Annotated in this window: 14 protein-coding genes and 4 pseudogenes; 5 read left to right on the top strand and 13 right to left on the bottom strand. The window is 67.1% G+C overall.

From position 1 onward, the window contains the following. Nucleotides 1–49: 49 nt before the first annotated feature. Nucleotides 50–259, top strand: a pseudogene (locus ACKTSN_RS47445) (transposase); the annotation flags it as partial. On the opposite strand, the gene ACKTSN_RS47440 reads toward ACKTSN_RS47445, so the two are convergent. Both ACKTSN_RS47440 and ACKTSN_RS47435 read right to left on the bottom strand, forming a co-directional pair. Further along, a complete protein-coding gene (locus tag ACKTSN_RS47440; RefSeq protein ID WP_409473955.1) occupies nucleotides 207–758 on the bottom strand; it encodes a hypothetical protein in 552 nt (183 codons plus the stop codon). The pseudogene ACKTSN_RS47445 and the gene ACKTSN_RS47440 sit on opposite strands and share 53 nt — an antisense overlap. 30 nt (nucleotides 759–788) lie before the next feature. Further along, nucleotides 789–1,277 carry a DUF6262 family protein gene (locus tag ACKTSN_RS47435; RefSeq protein WP_409474684.1) on the bottom strand — a complete coding sequence of 163 codons (489 nt, stop codon included), beginning with the start codon at nucleotides 1,275–1,277 and terminating at the stop codon, nucleotides 789–791. A 244-nt stretch (nucleotides 1,278–1,521) separates the two neighbouring features. Here ACKTSN_RS47435 and ACKTSN_RS47430 point away from each other — a divergent pair, with 244 nt between their 5' ends. Further along, the gene (locus ACKTSN_RS47430; RefSeq protein WP_409474683.1) at nucleotides 1,522–2,247 is read left to right on the top strand and encodes an SMI1/KNR4 family protein; all 726 of its coding nucleotides are present in this window, start codon (nucleotides 1,522–1,524) and stop codon (nucleotides 2,245–2,247) included. 107 nt (nucleotides 2,248–2,354) lie between these two features. Here ACKTSN_RS47430 and ACKTSN_RS47425 read toward each other — a convergent pair whose 3' ends face one another. From ACKTSN_RS47425 to ACKTSN_RS47380, 10 genes and pseudogenes are all read right to left on the bottom strand, one after another. Then, nucleotides 2,355–2,492 carry a hypothetical protein gene (locus tag ACKTSN_RS47425; RefSeq protein ID WP_409474682.1) on the bottom strand — a complete coding sequence of 46 codons (138 nt, stop codon included), beginning with the start codon at nucleotides 2,490–2,492 and terminating at the stop codon, nucleotides 2,355–2,357. Nucleotides 2,493–2,627: 135 nt separating this feature from the next. Next, nucleotides 2,628–2,918 (bottom strand): hypothetical protein, encoded by a 291-nt coding sequence (locus tag ACKTSN_RS47420; protein ID WP_409467919.1) that lies wholly within the window; start codon nucleotides 2,916–2,918, stop codon nucleotides 2,628–2,630. Nucleotides 2,919–2,956: 38 nt separating this feature from the next. Next, the gene (ltrA, locus tag ACKTSN_RS47415) at nucleotides 2,957–4,669 is read right to left on the bottom strand and encodes a group II intron reverse transcriptase/maturase (protein ID WP_409467920.1); all 1,713 of its coding nucleotides are present in this window, start codon (nucleotides 4,667–4,669) and stop codon (nucleotides 2,957–2,959) included. A gap of 661 nt (nucleotides 4,670–5,330) precedes the next feature. After that, entirely contained in the window at nucleotides 5,331–6,281 is a 951-nt protein-coding gene (locus ACKTSN_RS47410) for an IS630 family transposase (protein ID WP_409474681.1), read from the bottom strand. Nucleotides 6,282–6,478: 197 nt separating this feature from the next. Next, nucleotides 6,479–7,258: pseudogene (locus ACKTSN_RS47405) on the bottom strand (IS256 family transposase); the annotation flags it as partial. Between the two features lie 77 nt (nucleotides 7,259–7,335). Beyond that, entirely contained in the window at nucleotides 7,336–8,874 is a 1,539-nt protein-coding gene (locus ACKTSN_RS47400; RefSeq protein WP_431197159.1) for an ISL3 family transposase, read from the bottom strand. Nucleotides 8,875–9,014: 140 nt separating this feature from the next. Continuing rightward, nucleotides 9,015–10,544 carry a cellulase family glycosylhydrolase gene (locus tag ACKTSN_RS47395; RefSeq protein WP_409474679.1) on the bottom strand — a complete coding sequence of 510 codons (1,530 nt, stop codon included), beginning with the start codon at nucleotides 10,542–10,544 and terminating at the stop codon, nucleotides 9,015–9,017. 19 nt (nucleotides 10,545–10,563) lie between these two features. Then, a complete protein-coding gene (locus ACKTSN_RS47390; RefSeq protein ID WP_409475112.1) occupies nucleotides 10,564–10,977 on the bottom strand; it encodes a carbohydrate-binding protein in 414 nt (137 codons plus the stop codon). Next, nucleotides 10,957–11,800: pseudogene (locus ACKTSN_RS47385) on the bottom strand (hypothetical protein); the annotation flags it as partial. The gene ACKTSN_RS47390 and the pseudogene ACKTSN_RS47385, both read right to left, overlap by 21 nt. 446 nt (nucleotides 11,801–12,246) lie before the next feature. Next, nucleotides 12,247–13,462: pseudogene (locus tag ACKTSN_RS47380) on the bottom strand (IS701 family transposase). A gap of 328 nt (nucleotides 13,463–13,790) precedes the next feature. Here ACKTSN_RS47380 and ACKTSN_RS47375 point away from each other — a divergent pair. Continuing rightward, nucleotides 13,791–15,029: an IS701 family transposase gene (locus ACKTSN_RS47375; protein WP_409475037.1), complete on the top strand. Its 1,239-nt coding sequence runs from the start codon at nucleotides 13,791–13,793 to the stop codon at nucleotides 15,027–15,029. A gap of 241 nt (nucleotides 15,030–15,270) precedes the next feature. After that, nucleotides 15,271–16,410: an IS701 family transposase gene (locus ACKTSN_RS47370; protein WP_409470389.1), complete on the top strand. Its 1,140-nt coding sequence runs from the start codon at nucleotides 15,271–15,273 to the stop codon at nucleotides 16,408–16,410. Between the two features lie 296 nt (nucleotides 16,411–16,706). On the opposite strand, the gene ACKTSN_RS47365 is transcribed toward ACKTSN_RS47370, so the two are convergent. Then, nucleotides 16,707–17,969: an IS701 family transposase gene (locus ACKTSN_RS47365; protein WP_409467247.1), complete on the bottom strand. Its 1,263-nt coding sequence runs from the start codon at nucleotides 17,967–17,969 to the stop codon at nucleotides 16,707–16,709. Between the two features lie 119 nt (nucleotides 17,970–18,088). Between ACKTSN_RS47365 and ACKTSN_RS47360 the strand changes: the two genes are divergently transcribed. Next, a complete protein-coding gene (locus ACKTSN_RS47360) occupies nucleotides 18,089–19,039 on the top strand; it encodes an IS630 family transposase (protein ID WP_409474678.1) in 951 nt (316 codons plus the stop codon). Nucleotides 19,040–19,296: the final 257 nt, after the last annotated feature.

Genomic DNA, 19,296 nt, shown 5'->3' with positions numbered 1-19,296 from the left:
CGGCGGCCTCGTCGACTGGTGCCGGGACAAACTCGCCCTGACCTTGTAGATCGTCAAGCGCACCGACGACATGACAGGGTTCGTGGTGCTCCCCAGACGCTGGGTGGCGGAGCGCACGTTCGCCTGGCTGATGAACTCCCGCCGTCTGGCGAGAGATTACGAGACGCTGCCCGCTTCCAGCGAGGCGATGATCCGGTGGTCGATGGTCACGCGGATGAGCCGGCGCCTGGCGCGGCCACGGGCCGCCGGCCGGCGCTGAACGCTCCCGACGTCTCCTGCAGCAGCCACCCGCGCTCCGCCAGGCGCCTGGCCTTCGAGCGCACCCCATCGACCTTCGCCGGTGTCGTCCCCAGGCCCAGCTGAACCGCGACCTCCTTGGCCTTCGCCGGTCCCTCGCCCGCTGAGCGCCGCTCCTCCAGCACGCCCAGAATCCGCTGATAGTCCGGCGCCAGCACCGTCACCGGCAGCCCGTCCCGCCACGGCGGCACCGTCGAGCCCGGCACCGGCACGGTCGATGGCGCCCTTTCCTGCTCCGCCCCGCTCTCCGTCACCGCAGTGGACTCGGCCGCAGACACAGCCAGGGCCTCGAGCAGCTCCTCCCGCGCGATCACCCGCCGGTCCAGCTCGATCTCCGCGGCCTCCAACACCTCAGCCAGCCGAGCGGCTTCCTCCCGCAGACCCTCCACCCGCACACGGGCAGCCGCCTCCCGCTCCTCCAGCATTCCCAGCACCGACGCCACCGCGCACCCCTCGGTCATGAAGCGGACACAAGACGCCGCATCCCTCCCTCACCCCGAGCGAAACCATTCCTGACCAGCAAGGATCAACCGATCACGTTCGGTTGAGAGACGGCTTCTCACCCCCTGCCCGAAGCAGGACACCCAACCCAACTCTGGGTCATCCCGAACAACCGGACAGATCTCGATCATGCAAGGGACCCTGGTGCGGAGCCGGTCGCGTTCTTCTCGGAGCGTGGTGATTTCCCGGCGTGCGAGTTCCAGGTCCGTGCGCAGAGCAGCTGGGCTCAAAGGGCCGCGTGGATGGCTGGTTGTGGGTCCTGAGTTCTGGCGGGCTTGTGCGGCGTGGATGTGCTCGCGGACGCCTTCGGCGTAGGTGAGCCAGGTGGAAACGCCAGCGGTGCGGGCAACGGCCGTGTGGGTGATGGGTTCGCCGTCGCGTTCGAGGCGTTCGATGGCGGTCAGGACGCGGAGGCGTTTGGCGATGCTGTCGCGGCGGCGGGCCTGTGCCAGCGGAGTCGGGTTGCCGTTGGGATTCATCGTGGAGTTGTCCGGTGCGGGTTGAGGACGGTGAGCGGCAGGTGGGTGCGGGTGGTGCCGGCTCGGGTTTTACGCAGGACGGCGCCGGCCTGGCTTCGTTGGTGTGAGATGAGAACGAGTGGTGCCGAGTTCGGGAAACAGATATTGATCAAGCGGGCCCAGAATGTTGCCGGATTCCAGGAACACCTGGTCGGCGTGTCGGGGTGCGAAGAGGACTGATGAGCGGGACGGATATCGTCCTGCCATGACACAAGGGTTCGATCTTGCCGCGTCGCTCGCCAGAGGCGTCGAAGACCGCAGTGGTGCATGGACCTTCATCCAGGGCTTCGCCGCCCACTGGGCCGGCGCCGCCCTGGGACGCAATGACGGATGGACGGAAGCCGATCTCGATGCTGCCGAGGAGAGGCTGGATCTCCGACTGCCGACGGCATTGCGCGAGGCGTATCTGCTGTTCGGACGCCAGCAGGATCTCACCAGCAACCACGATGTGCTGCTCGGCCCGGCAGAGCTGTATGTCGATGACGCCAAGAAGGCCCTGGTCTTCCGTCACGAGAACCAGGGAGCCGCCTCCTGGGGCATCCTCCTCGACAGCCTCCAGGAGAACGATCCTGCCGTGTTCATCCGGCTTGACCTTGCCGACAAGAGCGCCGAGCGGTGGGAGGACTGGCTGGAGCGCCTTTCCCTCTGCTTCGTCGAGATCATCTTGTCCGAGTCCCTGCAGGCCGATGAAGAGCTCTGCGACTTCCTCGACCCGGATGACGACAGCGTCCAGCTGCTGGAGGCGAACTTCGCCCGGCTGCCGTTCCCGGCGTATCCCACCGGTCAGGAGCACGGATCCCGGTGGTTCCTTGGCCAGGACGTCCTTTTGCGAGACGACGGCGGAGCCATTCTGGCCCGTGGCCGGACGGCAGAAGACCTCGACCGCGTTCGTGACCTTATCCCGGGCGACTGGCTCAACGACTATCGCTGACCACGTCCCACGCCCTGGCCTCGGCCGGGCTTCCCCGGCACCGACGGCGACGTGGGGGCCGGGGACCGCCTCTCACGTGTTCGCCCACGGATCCGAAAGACAACGCCCTACTCCTGCTCACTCCGCACGCGCCGCAGGCGCGCGAGCTTCAGGAAGACATTGGCTCCGCCGATGGCTACCTGCAGGAGCGTGAGCACGGGCTGGAGAGGGCTCAGGTCGTGGGCGAGCTCGTACAGCGTGTTCACCGTCAATTCCCTTCCGCGGCTGGACCGTCCGGCCGTCGCACTCACCGTCGACGAGCGGGGATTCCCCGTCTGGCGCGGCTGGCACAGAGCGGGGAATACGCGGAGAATCACTAGTGTCTCGTGATCCTGATTGTGTTACTTCGAGTTGTTGTTGACGAGTTTCTTCACGCTGGTCTGGACGAGGCGGACCTTGGCGAGGATCTCGTCGGCGGTGGCGGTCCAGGTGAAGGGTTTCGCGTTTTCGTTCCAGGAGTTGATGTAGTCGCGGATCTGTTTGACCAGGACGTTGACGCTGGAGAACGTGCCACGGCGGATGGACTGCCGGGTGATGATCCCGAACCAGATCTCGTCGGGTAGGACCGCTGCATTGCTGCAGCGGTCCCCCCTCAGAACCGGCCGTGCCCGCTTTCCAGGCAACCGGCTCAAGCAAGCCCCTTGGGCTCGCGGGCGAACAGAAGTGCTGGTCACCGGCCGGGGCCAGTGGCCAGCCGACGCCGGCAGTGGGTGTGTATCAGGCGTGAGGCGGCGGGTTTGTCCGGCTTGCCGTTGCCCGCTTCGGCGGTGACCGCGTGTTTGCGGATCGCGATGCGGGTGACCTTGAGCCACTGCTCCCACTGGTCGGGAGTTTGCGGCTCGTGGTCGGCGTGCAGCAGCAGCCCTCCGCAGAGCGGACATCGGCCGTCTTGCATCTGCAACAGATGCAAGGTGCCCTTGCCCAGCGGGAGTTTGCCGCGGCGGCACCGCTTGGCCCAGAAGTCGGCCAGGGCGGGATCGTCGGTTGACGCCCTCCCTGGCACCATCCGGTGCCGGACGATCGGCGTCCAGGCGAACTTGTAGAGGTAGAAACCGCTGGTGCGGTCCCCGAATACCCATGTGTCCTGCCTGAACGGGTTGAACATGGCGAAGTACCGGGCAGTCACCCAGCGCATCGGCTTGTTCGGGTGGGAGAACTTGGCCCACTTGTAGACCAGTCTCCACACGTAGGCGTCCAGCGAGTTGAACGCCCGCTTGGACACCCCGATCCGGTAGTAGGCAGCCCAGCCCTTGATGATCGGGTTGAGCTTGGCGATCACCGCGTCGGCGTTGGCCCCTCGCAGGGCCAGCACCTCGGCGGCAAGCCGTTCCCGGATCCGCCGCAAGGCCGCGTTGCTCGGTTTGGTCAGCAGCTTGCTGCGGTAGCGTCGGATGTTGAACCCCAGGAAGTCGCAGCCCTCATCGAGGTGGACAATGCGCGTCTTGTCCTCGTTGAAGGCCAGGCCCCGGGGCGCGAGCCACACAGTCAGCCGCGCCTTGACCTGCTCGGCCTGTTCCCGAGAATGACACAGGGCGAGAAGGTCGTCGGCGTAGACGACCAGAACCGGAGAATCGCGCGCCAGAATCGTGGCATCACTGCCGAGATTCTGGTAGCGGACTCCAGCAGCCTTTCCCATGCCGTGCAAGGCGATGTTCAACAACGCGGGACTGATCACCCCGCCCTGGGGAGTTCCCTCCACCGTGGGGGTGAACCAACCTTTCTCGACCACACCCGCCTTCAGCCATCCGGCGATCATTCCCCTCCCGGGAAAGGAGCCCAATGACGCGAGCAGGTGATCGTGGTCGATTCGGTCGAATGCCGCTTTCAAGTCCGCGTCGAGCACCCACAAGCGTTTGGCGTTCTTGCCGCTCGCCGTCGTGTGGATGGCAACGATCGCGTCATGACAGCCACGGCCTGGACGGAAACCGTAGACCTTCGGTTCCAGCCGTGCCTCCCACTCGGGCTCCAGTGCATTCAGCGTCAGAGCTTGAAGGCATCTGTCGGCGATCACAGGAATTCCAAGTGGGCGCTGCTTCCCATTCGCCTTGGCTATATACACCCGCTTGACGGGCTTGGGCTTCCACGGGGCCGCGCCATGCTGGACCCAGTCGGCCAACTCGGCCTTTCCCTGGGGCAGCAGGACGACTTTCCCGTCGATGCCCGCCGTCTTGCGGCCAGCGTTGACTTCCGTGACCCGCCGCACACTCGCGAGTGTGTTGGCGCGGGAGCGGAGCATCAACTTCTGCAGATTCCTGACCTTGGCCAGGTCTCCTGCCTGCGATGCCGTGAAGATGCGTTGCCGCAGACGCCGTACGTCGTCCTCGACGGTCCGCCAGTCGATCGACGGCCAGTCGGTGATCTCGTCCTCCGGTCCGTTCGCCATGCCGGCTGCGGTCGCAGCGGCTTGCGCCGCCCCAGCCACGTGTGTCGTCACGGCGTCCAACTTGCCCTTCGGTTCAGGTGTCTTTGGTCATCGTTTCTTCACGGGCTCACCAGACCCACGTCAGCGCCCTTTCAGGCCGGGACATCGGCCCCTATCCGGCCAGTTATGCGGGGACCACCGACGGAGGTGTCAGCGCATGGTTCCCGGTTTCCTGTTGCCTTTCGGCGACCGGCATTCGCTTGCTGGGTCTTCCTGCGCCCGCTGGAGAGTTGGGCCTTCCTTGCGGTTGGCTTACCAGGTCAGAATTGCATTGCCTGGACTCCATCGGGGTTGTCACGTTCCGCATGAGAGAGATGCTGCCGGTGAGGGGGCCCTCTGCACCCCGGGGACGGCGGTGCACTCCCGACTGGCCAGATTTCCCCAGTCGGCGCCTGCCGATTTCCAGCGGCCAGTCCCTATCTCTCGCTGAAACGACCCATCGGCGAGAGTGCTCATGACGAGGCATCATCAAGGGTTCATTCGCATTCACCCGTCCGGCATTTCCCAGCCTGTAACCCCCGGATGGAACGAGGATCCTTGGGCATTTCCCCAGGCTTCGCACCCCGCGATTACTCACGACGCACGCTGAGGCGGGAACGAGCCCTGTGCACTGGCTCGGGAGCTACACCTTCGACATCAGTCGATCCTCCTTCGGTGAGTCCGCTCTTCTCAAGCGGCTTTCGTGTCGCACGACCTGGTTCAGCCACGAGGACCCGACAGGGGTGAAATGGAAGTGGACGTGCGGGTTCTTCGCCAGCCACGCCTTCACGTCCGGGGTGGTGTGCGTGGACAGGTTGTCCAGGACGACGTGGATCTCCTTTCCCGCATGCGGCTTGACGGCCTTCTTCAAAAACGCCAGGAAGTTCGCGCCGTTCCGGCTCGGCTTGCACTCGCCCAGCACCTCACCGGTCGTGACGTTCAGCGCGGCGAACAGGTTCGTGGTGCCGTGCCGGACGTAGTCATGGGTGCGCTGCTCGGTGGCCGCGAAGGCCACCGGCAGCACCGGCTGGGTCCGGTCCAGGGCCTGCACCTGCGTCTTCTCGTCGACCGACAGCACCACGGCGCCACCGGGCGGGGCCAGGTACAGCCCGACGATGTCGGCGACCTTCTCCGCGAACGCCGGGTCTTTCGAGATCTTGAAGGTGCCCGAGCGGTGCGGTTTCAGATTCTCCTCACGCCAGATGCGGGCAACGTAGTGCCAGGACACCGAGATGCCTTCGCGCCGCTTCAAGTGGTCGGCCAGCGTTCGCGTCGACCAGTGCGAGAGCCCGGAATCCACCGGCGGGGACATCCTCGTCAAGGCGATCACCCGGGCCCGCACCCGAGGCGGCACCTGAGTTCGCGGCCCGCCCCGGCGTTTGTCCTCCAGCCCGGCAACACCACGCTCGGCATAGCGGGACTTGCACCGGTCCACCGTCAGCGGTGCCACACCGGCGAGCTCGGCGATGTCCTTTCGCCGCCGCCCCTCGGCCGACCACAACACGACCCGCGCGCGAAGCGCCACGACAGCCGGCACATGCCGCGACCCCGCCAACTCCCGCAGCTCAGCCATCTGTTCAGAGGAGAGATCCATACCAGACTCAACGATCACAGACGCCTCAGGTTCCATGAACAGGATCACAAGACACTAGTGATCAACGCGGGGAAACGGATTCTTCGCGCGAAGAATCGGGGCACACATGGGACGGCGGCGCCAGCCGGTCGATCCGGCCGCACCACAGCCAGTGCGCGAGCTCGCGCTGCGGCTGCGCGAGGCTGCGGAAGCCGCCGGCCCTTGAGCCCGTCGCAGACGAGCATCAGCACGTCGTTGACACCGCGGTTCTTGATCTCAGTGAGGATGTGCGGCCAGTGCTTGGCACCCTCACCGCCGTCGCCGGCCCACAGGCCCAGGATCTCGCGCCGACCCTCGGTCGTGACGGCCAGGGCCACGTAGACGGGCCGGTTGGCGACCGCGCCGTCGCGGATCTTCACGTGGATGGCGTCGATGAAGACCACCGGGTAGACGGCGTCGAGGGGGCGGCTTTGCCATTCGGCCATGCCCTCGAGGACCTTGTCGGTGATGGTGGAGATGGTCTGACGGGAGACCTCGGCGCCATAGACCTCCGCCAGGTGAGCCTGGACTTCACCGGTGGTCAGGCCCCTCGCGGCCAGCGAGATCACCATTTCGTCGACGCCGGTCAGGCGCTTCTGCCGCTTCTTGACGATCTTCGGTTCGAAGGAGCCGTCCCGGTCGCGGGGCACGGATGTCTCCACCGGCCCCACATCGGTCAGCACGGTCTTGGAGCGTTTGCCGTTGCGGGAGGTGCCACCGTCTTTGCCCGCCGGATCGTGCTTGTCACAGCCGAGGTGATCGGTGATCTCGCCCTCGAGAGCGGACTCCAGCAGCCGCTTGGTCAGCTGCTGCAGCGGCCCGCCCTCACCGGTCAGCTGCAGACCCTCGGCCTGGTCCCTGTTCACCAGCTCGTCGATCAGCTGGTCATCCACGGCCTTCGCCGACACAGTCGCCGCCGACTCGCCGGCCTCGTGCTCGGCCACGTTCTCACGGGTCATCGATGCATCTTCCATGATCGGGAGTTACACCGAACGATTGGCTCTGGCCCGTAATCGGTGGTTGCGCTGTGTAGTGATCACTGGAGGAGGAGGCGGTGGCGGAGTAGGGGGAACCCGGCTCGGCCGTGCATCTGCCTCATGATCTTCTTGGTTCGCGTGTTGACGCCCTCGGTGCGGCCGTTGTGGTACGGGAGGGTGAGTCCGGCGTCGACGGCGGCACGGTCGAGTTCGAGGCCGTTCGCGAAGGAGTGCAGGTGGGGAAGGTCGGCGGCGCGGACCGTGGTGATCCAGTCGGTGAGCTTAACGTCGTTGCCCTCCGCTGGGGCCAGCAGCTGAGCGAACTCGCTGGTGAGACAGGCGAGTTCGCTTATTTCTGGGCAGGCTTCGGTGAGTTCCCGCAGTAGCGTGGTGTCCTTGTCGCGCAGGTTTTCGGGGCGGGTGAGCAGGAGGCGGGCGAAGCGCTGCGGGGTGGTGACCGGCTTGTCGCCCTCGGCGCGGCCCTGGGTGATGTAGCGGTAGAGCAGGTTGAGGCTGCCGGTGTATCCCGGCTCCTGGATCTCCCGGAAGAGTTGGAGGACCGCGACGGCCGGGTCTTCCGCGCGGCGGGTGCGCAGGTGGTCGCGGTAGGGGTCGACGAGCGTGGGCTTGTAGCGGGGTGCGCGGCGGTCTCCGGTGGGCTCCTTCATGCGGGCGTACCGCTTGACGGTGTTCAGGGCGCCATCGAGGCGGCGGGCGCATTCGAGCAGGCCGACGCCCTGGTCGAGCAGATGGTGGACCCGCTGCCAGCGCTCGCGGGTGGTCTGCTCGCGTACGCCTCCGGGCCTGGCGGGGTTCACGGCGGTGGCCCAGCAGGCGGCGTGGGAGCGGACCTCGGCCAGGACCTTGCCGCACAGGTTGGACCAGAGATGCCACCTGTCGCTGACCTGGACCGCTTCGGGGAGGGCCTGGCGGATCGCCTCGCCATAGGAGCCGGAGCCGTCGCGGCAGACGTATGCGGCCCCGGGGTGCTCGCGTAGCCACGTGATCAGGGTCTGGGCGGTGCGGTCGGGTAGGACGTCGATCCGCTCGCCGGTCTCGGCGTCGATGATCACGGTGGCGTAGCGGTGCCGGCGCTTGAGGGCGAAGTCGTCGACGCCGAGCACACGCGGGACGCGCAGCGGCGGTGCTGCCCTGTGCATGAGTAGGCGCAGGGCGGTCGAGCGGGAGATCGCGCAAGCCAGCACGCGGGAGAGACGGGCGCCAGCTCGGCCCGCTGACTCCTTGACCACGGAACCGAGTTGGCTGGTCAGTCGGTTGGTGCGGCGCTGGTAGCGCTCCACGACGCCGGGCACCTGTTCGCGGAACGTCTGCCGCGGGCAGCCGAGCACCGGGCACACCAGTCGCCGCAAGACCACCGAGACGACGACCCGCCGTCCGTCCACCGGCACGTCCGCGACCGTCCGATGGTGAAAGCCGTGGACTTTCTCCGTCAGCGCCCCGCACGCCGGACACGGCACCGGCCGGCCCTGCGTTCGGGCCGTCACCCGGATGACCCCACCTTCGACCTTCACATTCTCGACGACCAGCGCCGATAACCCCGAAAACACCAGCCCCACAAGCTCGTTGACATCTCGCATGCCTTGCCAACGACGCCCGTCACCGTTCGTTACCACCGATTACGGGCCAGAGCCGAACGATTTACAGTCCCGTCACCGGAGGCCTGTTTTTGGCCTCCGGCGGCGTCGGTGCGCGTGGTGTCGTTCGGGGCGGTGCGTGTTCAGGTCGTGGGGAAGGAGTCCGCGGTGCGGATCCGGTCACGGATCCAGACGCCGGCAGGCTTGAGTGAAGCGGTGCCGGTCCAGGGGCCGTTGCTGTTGCAGGTGCCGGTCTTGAATACGGCTCCGGTGCGTTCGTCGTCGGAGAAGTTCCAGTTGACCCAGCTGATCTTCTTGGCGGCCATCAGGTCGAGGTACTGCTGGCTGCGGGTGAAGTTGTTCGGACCGTCACCGGAGGCTTCCTGGGTGCCGAACTCGGTGACGAAGATCGGGATGCGGTCCGACGCCCGGTTGAGCGCGTCCAGGTACTCCTGGCCGTGCGAGGCCGCGTAGAAGTGGAACGTGTACATGATGTTGGTCGCCTGGACTGGGTTGTTGATGATGTCGCTCTCGTTGCGGCCGTCGGAGATTCCGAGGGAGCCCCAGCCGTGGGTGCCGATGAGAATCGGGGTGACGGGGTCCTGTGCGCGGATGACGGGGATGAGCTGCTCGGCGTAGAACTTGATCTGCGACCAGCTGACGCCGTTGGGTTCGTTGGCGATGTCGTACAGCAGGTTGGTCTTGCCGCGGTGACGCTGTGCGATCTCGGTGAAGAACGTCTTGGCGTGGGACAGGTTGTAGTTGGGGTCGCCGGGCGTGAGCTGGTGCCAGTCAACGAGGGCGTACATGCCGCGGTCCGTGGCCATTTCGATGAGCTGGTGCACCCGATCGGTGAACATCCTCGGGTTGGTCTCGTAGCCGCCCTCCTGGACATAGAGGGAGATGCGCAGTACGTCGGAGTTCCAGTCGGTGGCGAGCGCGTCCAGGGAGCCGTTGGTCAGGCAGTGGCTGTACCACTGGAGGCCGTGGCTGCTCATGCCGCGTAGCTGGATCGGGTTGCCGTACTGGTTGCACAACTTGACACCGCACACCTTGAGCCGGCCGTTGATCGCGGCGGGGGTGGTGCCCGGCGGTGTCTCGCCTCCGCTGCTCTGGGTGGTGGCGGTGACGGCGTTGGAGGCCGGTGAGACGTTGCCCGCCGCGTCGCGGGCGCGGACGGTGAAGGTGTACGCCGTGCTCGCCGACAGGCTGCCGACGGTGTGCGAGGTACCGCTCGTCGTGGCGACCTGGGTGCCGTCGCGGTACAGCAGGTAGTCGGTCACGCCCACGTTGTCGGTGGCGGCGTTCCAGGCCAGGGACACGCTGGAGGATGTGGTGCCGGTGGTGCGCAGGCTGGTCGGGGTGGAGGGAGCGGTCGTGTCGCTGCCGTCGCTGCTGTCACCCAGCAGCTTCCACAGGGCGGGCGTGTTGGGCGGCTCCCAGCCGGTCAGGGATGTGTGGCTCTGTAGGCATTCGTAGTCCTTGCCGCCATAGGACACTCGTGTGCCCACGGTGTACGAGGTGTTCGGCTGCCATTGCGGGTAGGCGGAGATCTGAACGCTTGCCGCGGGGGCGGGCGCGGGCATGACGGCGAGTGCGGGGGAAGGGGCGAGGCCGAAGCCGAGCGCGGCAAACAGGGTGCCGGCGAGCAGAGTTGACAGGGGTCTGCGCATGACGTCCTCTCGGTGGGTGTCAACTGACGGTGATCTTGTCGACGTTGGGTCCGCCGTTGGCGGTCGTGGCGGTGGCACGGATCCTGTTGGGGCCGGCGGTCAGGGGCACGGTGAGCGTGGCCATTGCCCAGGAGGACCAGGCGCCGGTGGGGTTGAAGGGGTGGGCGGCGGAGACGGCCATACCGTTGACGGTCATGTCCATGGGGCGGTTGAGGGTGGTGCCGTTGGCGTAGCGCAGGGCCAGACTGGCGGGGCCCGCGGTGCTCGCTGGGACGGTCCATTCGACGAACGAGCCGCTGACGTTGTCGTAGTTCACGAAGCCGGTCCCGGAGAAGCCGGTGTGGTTGGACTCGACGACGCCCTGCGAGATGAAAGCGTCCTCCGCCTGGTAGTCGACCGCGGCAGGGCCGTCGACCAGTTGGTAGCCGCGCATGTTCCGCAGCAGCAGGTAGCAGTCCTGCAGCGAACCGGAAGTATCGCCGAGCGAGCGGTAGATGCCCCACTTGGGCCGCACCCGGTCGAGCAGAAAGGTGTCGACACCAGTCTTGGTCCCGTCGACGAGCGTGGTGCCGTCCTTGCGGAGAATCCACCGCACATTGCCCGCGGTCCCGTCACCGATCTTCATCTGGAAGTCGACGTCGACCCAGGAGTCGTGCAGCGGGACGAGATCGGTCCGGCCGACCAGGATGTCCGCCTCGAACAGTTTCAGTTCGATGGTCTGCACCCCGTTCACCCGGCGCAGCGACATCACGGTGATCGGTGAGCTGCCAGTGCCCGGCTGCTTGGTCTGCATGATGTGCGTGAAGGACGTGGTCGCCTTCAGCGAGCTCGGGATGTACATCTGATACGTCGTGCGCCATGTCTCGCCCGGGAGCCAGCGCAGATACGAACTGCCCGACGTAAGCATGCCGGTCACTTCCTGGCGCTGACGGTCCGCGGACGTATCCCGGTCGACCATGTGCATGTTGAACCTGAAGGCGTCGTCCACCGGGTAGATGTGCGGTTGGCCCGCGGTGTGGGAGTCAGCTCGGTCGTCCTCGATGGTCTCGAACGCGCCGAGACCGGCATTCGACGGGGAGGGCGACCAGCGCAGCGCCCAGGAGGCCGGCGAGCGTTGCGGCCGTAGCGGTGCCGGACGGCAGCCGCAGGGACGCGGGGAGGGCGGCCGCGGCAAGACCGCCGACGGCCGCGCCGAGCAGCCCACGGCGGGAGGTTCCGGTGCGGTGGGCGTGAGAGCGGGGGTGCGTAGGTGGCATCAGAGGGCTCCTCGCTTTGAGGGTGGAGCTGACGTGCCTGATCGGGGCGCCGGACGGGGAGCACGACTGTTAGGAAAGTTTCCTTACATCTACCGTGAGAGTAGGTTTCTGACGGAACACGGTCAATAGAAGTTCGCGGGTTGGCCGTGTCGGCACCCGGATTCGTTCCGCGGCACTCACCGAGGCCCGCGTGGGCGCGGATTCCCGGACGCGCCCCAACATCCTCCGGTCGTAGGCCCGTCCCTTCGATGATCAGCGGAATGCCTTAGCACTCCAGCCGGACTTCTAGATTTTCCCTGGTCAACGGCCTGGCAGCGGGGAGTGTAGCGGGTGTGTGGCGGTCGTGGGACGGTCTTGCCGGGGCCGTCCCGCGAACGTGTGCCCGCGCCGCATGTAATGACAGCGCCGGGCTCGTGCTTGGTGGCGGCGCCTCCATCGGGACCAGCTCACTGCGTGGTCACCGGATGCAGGACGGCGGCGGGGCTCAACTGCCAGCAGACGACGGATTTCAGCGGGTGTGAGGTCCACGAGGTCGGGCGTGTCCACCGCGTCACCCCTTTTTCGCGTTCCTGGGCGGCCACCGCTGCGAGGAAGGCGTGGGCGAGCATGGCGAGCGTGATGTGCCGGTACCAGCCCACGTAGCGGCGGACCTCGTACTGGTCCAGGCCGCACTCGTTCTTCGCGCTCTGGAAGCACTCCTCGATCTTCCAGCGGCAGCCCGCGACGCGGACCAAGTCGGCGACGGTGGCATCCAGCGGGGCGCAGGCGAGGTAGTAGGCGATCTCGTCGGGCTTGGTGATGCTGCGGCGGGCGAGCATCCACCGCTGCCGGGTGGGCTCGTCGCCGTCGAACTCGGCCACGGCGGGCAGGCGGGCAGCGGCCCAGTCGTAGTAGCGCTCGCCCTTCGCGCCCTGCCCCGCGGACAGCCGCTGCCATGCCTCGCGCGGGGCCTGGTCGATGAGGAAGTCGATGCGCGGGCCGTGCACTGGCTGGGACTTGGGCACGGCGACGACGTAGAAGAGGCCGCGGTCTTCCAGGAAGCGGCGGAAGTGGGAGTCCTGGCCGTAGGGAATCGGCGGTGACCCAGTAGATGGGGAGTGGGGAGGCCAGGGCGCGCTCGATCATGTCGCGGGCCAGCTGGCCCTTGGTGGCGAAACTGCGCTCGTCGGGGACCCGGGCGGCTTGGCAGCGCTGCCGGTCGGATGTCCAGGACTGGGGCAGGTAGAGCTCGCGGTCGACCAGGGCATGGCCCCGGGTGGTGGCGTAGGCGGCGAAGACGCCGATCTGGCAGTTCTCGGTCCGTCCGGCGGTGCCGGAGTACTGGCGCTGCACCCCTGCGGAGGTGGTGCCCTTCTTCACGAAGCCGGTGTCGTCCACGATCAACACCCCGTTTTCCTCGCCGAGTTGTTCGGCGGCATACGCCTGCAGGTCGTCGCGGAGATTGTCGGCGTCCCAGCGGCTGCGGGACAGCAGGTGTTGCAGGCCGTCGGGGGTGGCGTGGCCGGCGTACTCAGCGAGCTGCCAGCCGTTTTTGCGGCCTACGGGGCCGAGCAGCCCGCGTACGTAGTCCCGCATCCGGCGCCGTGCTTCCACCCGGGCGAAGCGGCCCCCGGTCCGTAGGAAGAGTTCTTCGAGTTCTTGCTCCCACGCGCTCGTCGGCATGTCGTTGATCACCACTATGGACTGCTCGGGGCGCTGTCATTACATGCGGCGCGGGCACACGTTCGCGGGACGGCCCCGGCAAGACCGTCCCACGACCGCCACACACCCGCTACACTCCCCGCTGCCAGGCCGTTGACCAGGGAAAATCTAGAAGTCCGGCTGGAGTACTAGTACTCCAGCAGTACTTCGCGTCTTGACCTGCGCGGTTGTCGAGCGGTGGGAGTGTAGCGGGCACCGCCCGGTCAGGGGCGGCTTCTGACCGGGCACCCCTCGAAGGAGTGTCCCCGACGGCAAGCGGTGTCCCGGGGCCGGGAAGCCTCCCGTCGTGATCGCAACCGAACAGGCAGCCGAGACCTGGGACCACGACCTGGACGACCTCTTCACCGACATCGGACACCGCTTCGGCCGAGTCGAACCCCGCCGCCGCATGCGAGCCTACGTCCGCGGACTGCTGGCCCCGGTAGCTCGAAAAAACAGCTGGCAACTGGCCGAGCACGCAGGCCACGCCACACCGGACGGCATGCAGCACCTGCTCTCCCGCGCCCGCTGGAACCCCGACGACATCCGCGACGACCTGCAGGCTTTCGTCGCCAAGAGCATCGGCCACCCCGACGGGGTACTGATCGTGGACGACACCGGGTTCATCAAGAAGGGCACCACCTCGGCCGGTGTCCAGCGCCAGTACTCCGGCACCGCCGGCCGCACCGAGAACTGCCAGATAGGCGTCTTCGCCGCCTATGCCAGCTCCGCCGGCCGCGCGTTGGTGGACCGGGAGCTGTACCTGCCCAAGTCCTGGACAGGCGATCGTGACCGCTGCCGCGCCGCGAAGATCCCCGACGAGCGCGAGTTCGCGACCAAGGGCGCCCTCGCCAAGGCGATCGTGCTGCGCGCACTGGCCTCACCGTTGCCCATCGCCTGGGTCACCGCGGACTCCGCCTACGGCCAGGAATGCCGCTTCCGCCGCACGCTGGAGAACGCCGGTGTCGGCTACGTCGTGGCCGTGCCGAAGTCCCAGTTCACCGTGGGATGCCCGCGCATCGACCACCTCTTCGCCCAGGCTCCGCCAGACGCCTGGGAGCGCCGCTCGTGCGGACAGGGAGCCAAGGGCCTGCGGATGTACGACTGGGCCGCGATACAGCTGCCCGCAGTCGCTGAATTCGACTACCAGGGACAGGAGTTAATACGTCGGCGGTGGGCGCTGGCACGGCGCAGCGTGAGCAAGTCGGACGAGATCGCCTACTACCTCGCCTACGCACCTCTGGACGCGGGTGTGGACGACCTGGTGCGGGTCGCCGGCACCAGGTGGGCGATCGAGGAGTGCTTCCAGGCGGCGAAGAACGAGTGCGGCCTGGACCAGTACGAGGTCCGCCGCTACGTCGGCTGGTACCGGCACATCACCCTCGCGATGCTCGCCCACGCCTTCCTCGCAGCCATGACGGCGCAGGCCCGCGAAAAGGGGGCTGCATCGGTGAGGAAGCCGAGGTCATCGAGCTCACTGTGGCGGAAGTGCGGCGACTCCTGGCAGCTCACGCTCCCCGACGCTCCCATGCCCACACCCACGCGCTGAACTGGTCGCACTGGCGTCGACGACGCCAAGCCGTGGCCCGCCACTGCCACTACCGCCGTCGGGGACACTCCTTCGAGGGGCGCCCGGTCAGAAGCCGCCCCTGACCGGGCGGTGCCCGCTACACTCCCACCGCTCGACAACCGCGCAGGTCAAGACGCGAAGTACTGCTGGAGTACTAATACTGCAATCACAGTTATGGGGTCTGGTGTGATTGAGTGTCCCGGTGTCTGTGGATCTTGGTGTGCGTCAAGTCGAGTCCTGGCGTGAGGCGTTGGTGGGGTTACACGCGCGGTTCGCGTCGCGGTTTGCCCGCTCGGAGCCACGGGGCCGGTCGCTGGAGTACATGACCGGGCTGGTGGCGCCGCTGGAGCGCAAGAACGGCTGGTCACTGGCGGAACGAGCCGGTGAGGCGCATCCGATCGGGATGCAGCGGCTGCTGGGCGAGGCTGACTGGGACGCTGACGGGGTCCGCGATGACGTCCGTGACTTCGTCATCGAGAGTATCGGTGACAAGGACGCAGTGTTGATCGGTGACGACACCGGGTTCCTGAAAAAGGGAGTCCGCTCGGCCGGGGTGCAGAGGCAGTACTCCGGCACCGCAGGCCGGACCGAGAACTGCCAGATCGGCACCTTCCTCGCCTACGCCTCCCGGCGAGGGCGGGCGTTGATCGACCGGGAGTTGTATCTGCCGAAGTCCTGGACGGACGACCGGGAGCGGTGCCGGGCGGCCGGTATCCCGGACGATGTGCCGTTCGCCACGAAGATCGAGCACTTCCAAGCCATGCTCCAGCGCGCTCTGGATGCGAAGGTGCCGTTCGCGTGGGTGACCGCAGACGAGGCATACGGGCAGGTCAAGCGACTGCGGTACTGGCTGGAGCAGCGCGCGGTCGCGCACGTGCTGGCGACCAAGGTCAACGACACCGTCATCACCACCCGGGGCGCCGAGGCCCGGGTCGACGCCTTGGTGGCCGGCCTGCCGCGGCAGGCGTGGAAACGCGTGTCGGCAGGAGCCGGCGCCCACGGGCGCAGGTTCTACGACTGGGCCCGGGTGCCGATCCGGATCTGGTGGGAGAACGGCTTCGGCCACTGGGTACTGGCCCGCCGCAGCCTCAGTGACCCGACCGAGATTGCTTACTACGTCTGCTACGGCCCGGTCGGCACCCGGCTGAGGGACCTGGCCCGGGTGGCCGGGGCCCGGTGGCAGGTCGAGGAATGCTTCCAGGCCGCAAAGAACGAGTGCGGCCTGGACCACTACCAGGTCCGCCGCTACGACGCCTGGTACCGGCACATCACCCTGTCCATGGCCGCACTCGCCGCACTGACCGCCATCCGTGCCCAGGAACTGTCAAAGGGGGCAGCGATCTTGGACAAACCCGCCTGATACCCCTGTCCGTCGCGGAGATCCGCCGCCTGATCGGACTACTCCTCCGCCCACAACACCTCACCCCGACGCACCATCTGCACTGGTCATGGTGGAGACGGCTCAGTCAGACCCGTGCTCGCCTCAGCCACTACAAACGCCGAGGCCAGACCCCATAACTGTGATTGCAGTACTAGTAGGGCTTTGTTAGGTCCTGTGGTGGGGTTCGGGTGCTGGTGCGGGTTGGCCGCATATCGAGCAGGCGCCGGTCCAGGTGGCCAGGAGGGCCTGGAGTTCGCGGAGGACCGCGTAGAGGGTCAGGCCGGCGCAGGGGCTTTTGGGTCGAGCCTGAGCATGGTGCAGAAGGCCTGGGCGAGGGACGCGAGGGTGACGTGGCGGTGCCAGCCGAGGTAGTTGCGGCCCTCGAAGTGGTCCAGGCCCAGACCGTCCTTGAGCTCGCGGTAGTCGTGCTCAACTCGCCATCGGATCTTGGCGATTCGTACCAGTTCGCGCAGTGGGGTGTCGGCGGGAAGCGTCGAGAGCCAGTAGTCGGTTGGCTCGGCGGAGTCGGGTGGCCACTCGACGAGCAGCCAGCAGTCGGGCAGGGAGCCGTCGGCGGCGCGGCGGATGGTGCGGTTGGCCGGTCGGACCCGCAGGGCCAGGAACTGCGAGCGCATCTCGGCGTTCGGGTTGCGTCTGGTGGCCTTGCTGCCCTGGCGCCAGGTGACGGTGCGGGTGGCCGCTCGGCCGACGGCCAGGGCCAGGGCGCGCAGGGTGGTGTGCGGTTGGGGGTAGGCGGACACGGGAGGGCGGCCCTGCCCGGAGTACGGCGGGCGTTGGGGTGTGGCATTGCCGGGGTGCGCGGTCGTGGTGGCTTTGACCGCGACCGCGTAGGTCAGGCCGCGCTCGGTCAGGCCCTCGCGAAAGCCGGTGGCGTCGCCGTATCCGGCGTCGGCGGCGACCGGAAGGTCGGGCAACTCCCAGTTGTCGCGCACCTCGTCGAGCATGTCCAGCGCCAGGCGCCACTTCTCCCGGTGCCGCTCGGTGTCCGGGATTCCCGCCTTGGCGCGGCGGCGCCGGATCGCCTCGGCCATCAGCGCGTCCTCGCCGTACTTGGTGTCGTCCCAGCTCTCGGGCAGGAACAGGCGCCAGTCGACAGCCGATGACGCACGGTCACTGACCAGGTTCACACTGACGCCGACCTGGCAGTTGCCGCGCTTACCCAGGGCGCCGCAGTACATCCGCGCCACCCCCGGTGAGTCGTAGCCGTCCTTGGGGAAGCCGACATCATCGATCGCGTACGCCTCGGGAGAAATGTGCGCGGCAGCCCAACGGGCCAGCCGCTCACGGACCTTGGAGTAGTCCCAGGTGGACGATGAGACGAACTGCTGCAGCTGCTGGTGGTCCACGCCCAGGCGCTCGGCCATCGGCTGCATGGACTTGCGCTTGCCGTCCAGCATCAGCCCGCGCAGATACAGCTCGCCCTTGGCCCGCTGGTCCCGACGCGCCAGCGAACCGAGCATCTCCGCCGCGAACGCCTCCAGGCGCGGGCGGACCGTCTCCATCTCCTCAGGTGTCACACCTGACAGAACATCACAATCTACCTGACGATGATCAATCGGGGTACCTAACAAAGCCCTACTAGTGTCTTGTGATTCTGTTTGTGGAACCTGAGGCCTCTGTGATCGTTGAGTCTGGTATGGATCTCTCCTCTGAACAGATTGCTGAGCTGCGGGAGTTGGCGGGTTCGCGGCATGTGCCGGCTGTCGTGGCGCTTCGCGCGCGGGTCGTGTTGTGGTCGGCCGAGGGGCGGCGCCGAAAGGGCATCGCCGAGCTCGCCGGTGTGGCTCCGCTGACGGTGGACCGGTGCAAGTCCCGCTATGCCGAGCGTGGTGTTGCCGGGCTGGAGGACAAACGCCGGGGCGGGCCGCGGACTCAGGTGCCGCCTCGGACGCGGGCGCGGGTGATCGCCTTGACGAGGATGTCCCCGCCGGCGGATTCCGGGCTCTCGCACTGGTCGACGCGAACGCTGGCCGACCACTTGAAGCGGCGCGAGGGCATCTCGGTGTCCTGGCATTACGTTGCCCGGGTCTGGCGTGAGGAGAATCTGAAACCGCACCGTTCGGGCACCTTCAAGATCTCGAAAGACCCGGCGTTCGCGGAGAAGGTCGCCGATATCGTCGGCCTGTACCTGGCCCCGCCCGGTGGCGCCGTGGTGCTGTCGGTCGACGAGAAGACGCAGGTGCAGGCCCTGGACCGGACCCAGCCGGTGCTGCCGGTGGCCTTCGCGGCCACCGAGCAGCGCACCCACGACTACGTCCGGCACGGCACCACGAACCTGTTCGCCGCGCTGAACGTCACGACCGGTGAGGTGCTGGGCGAGTGCAAGCCGAGCCGGAACGGCGCGAACTTCCTGGCGTTCCTGAAAAAGGCCGTCAAGCCGCATGCGGGAAAGGAGATCCACGTCGTCCTGGACAACCTGTCCACGCACACCACCCCGGACGTGAAGGCGTGGCTGGCGAAGAACCCGCACGTCCACTTCCATTTCACCCCTGTCGGGTCCTCGTGGCTGAACCAGATCGTGCGACACGAAAGCCGCTTGAGAAGAGCGGACTCACCGAAGGAGGATCGACTGATGTCGAAGGTGTAGCTCCCGAGCCAGTGCACAGGGCTCGTTCCCGCCTCAGCGTGCGTCGTGAGTAATCGCGGGGTGCGAAGCCTGGGGAAATGCCCAAGGATCCTCGTTCCATCCGGGGGTTACAGGCTGGGAAATGCCGGACGGGTGAATGCGAATGAACCCTTGATGATGCCTCGTCATGAGCACTCTCGCCGATGGGTCGTTTCAGCGAGAGATAGGGACTGGCCGCTGGAAATCGGCAGGCGCCGACTGGGGAAATCTGGCCAGTC

It is taken from the genome of Streptomyces flavusporus (assembly GCF_046267975.1).
In the GTDB taxonomy this organism is placed as follows: Bacteria; Actinomycetota; Actinomycetes; order Streptomycetales; family Streptomycetaceae; genus Streptomyces; species Streptomyces flavusporus.
The sequence above is the reverse complement of the archived record's forward strand: the minus strand, read 5'-3'. Positions and strand labels throughout refer to the sequence as shown.

Bases quoted from the DNA above. Each gene is read 5' to 3' on its own strand.
- ACKTSN_RS47435 (WP_409474684.1), bottom strand. From the start codon at position 1,277: ATGAATCCCAACGGCAACCCGACTCCGCTGGCACAGGCCCGCCGCCGC.
- ACKTSN_RS47395 (WP_409474679.1), bottom strand. From the start codon at position 10,544: ATGCGCAGACCCCTGTCAACTCTGCTCGCCGGCACCCTGTTTGCCGCG.
- ACKTSN_RS47440 (WP_409473955.1), bottom strand. From the start codon at position 758: ATGACCGAGGGGTGCGCGGTGGCGTCGGTGCTGGGAATGCTGGAGGAG.
- ltrA (WP_409467920.1), bottom strand. From the start codon at position 4,669: ATGGCGAACGGACCGGAGGACGAGATCACCGACTGGCCGTCGATCGAC.
- ACKTSN_RS47360 (WP_409474678.1), top strand. From the start codon at position 18,089: ATGGATCTCTCCTCTGAACAGATTGCTGAGCTGCGGGAGTTGGCGGGT.
- ACKTSN_RS47390 (WP_409475112.1), bottom strand. From the start codon at position 10,977: ATGCGCGGCTACCAACTGGTCGACGGCCCTGCCGCGGTCGACTACCAG.
- ACKTSN_RS47400 (WP_431197159.1), bottom strand. From the start codon at position 8,874: ATGCGAGATGTCAACGAGCTTGTGGGGCTGGTGTTTTCGGGGTTATCG.
- ACKTSN_RS47410 (WP_409474681.1), bottom strand. From the start codon at position 6,281: ATGGATCTCTCCTCTGAACAGATGGCTGAGCTGCGGGAGTTGGCGGGG.
- ACKTSN_RS47430 (WP_409474683.1), top strand. From the start codon at position 1,522: ATGACACAAGGGTTCGATCTTGCCGCGTCGCTCGCCAGAGGCGTCGAA.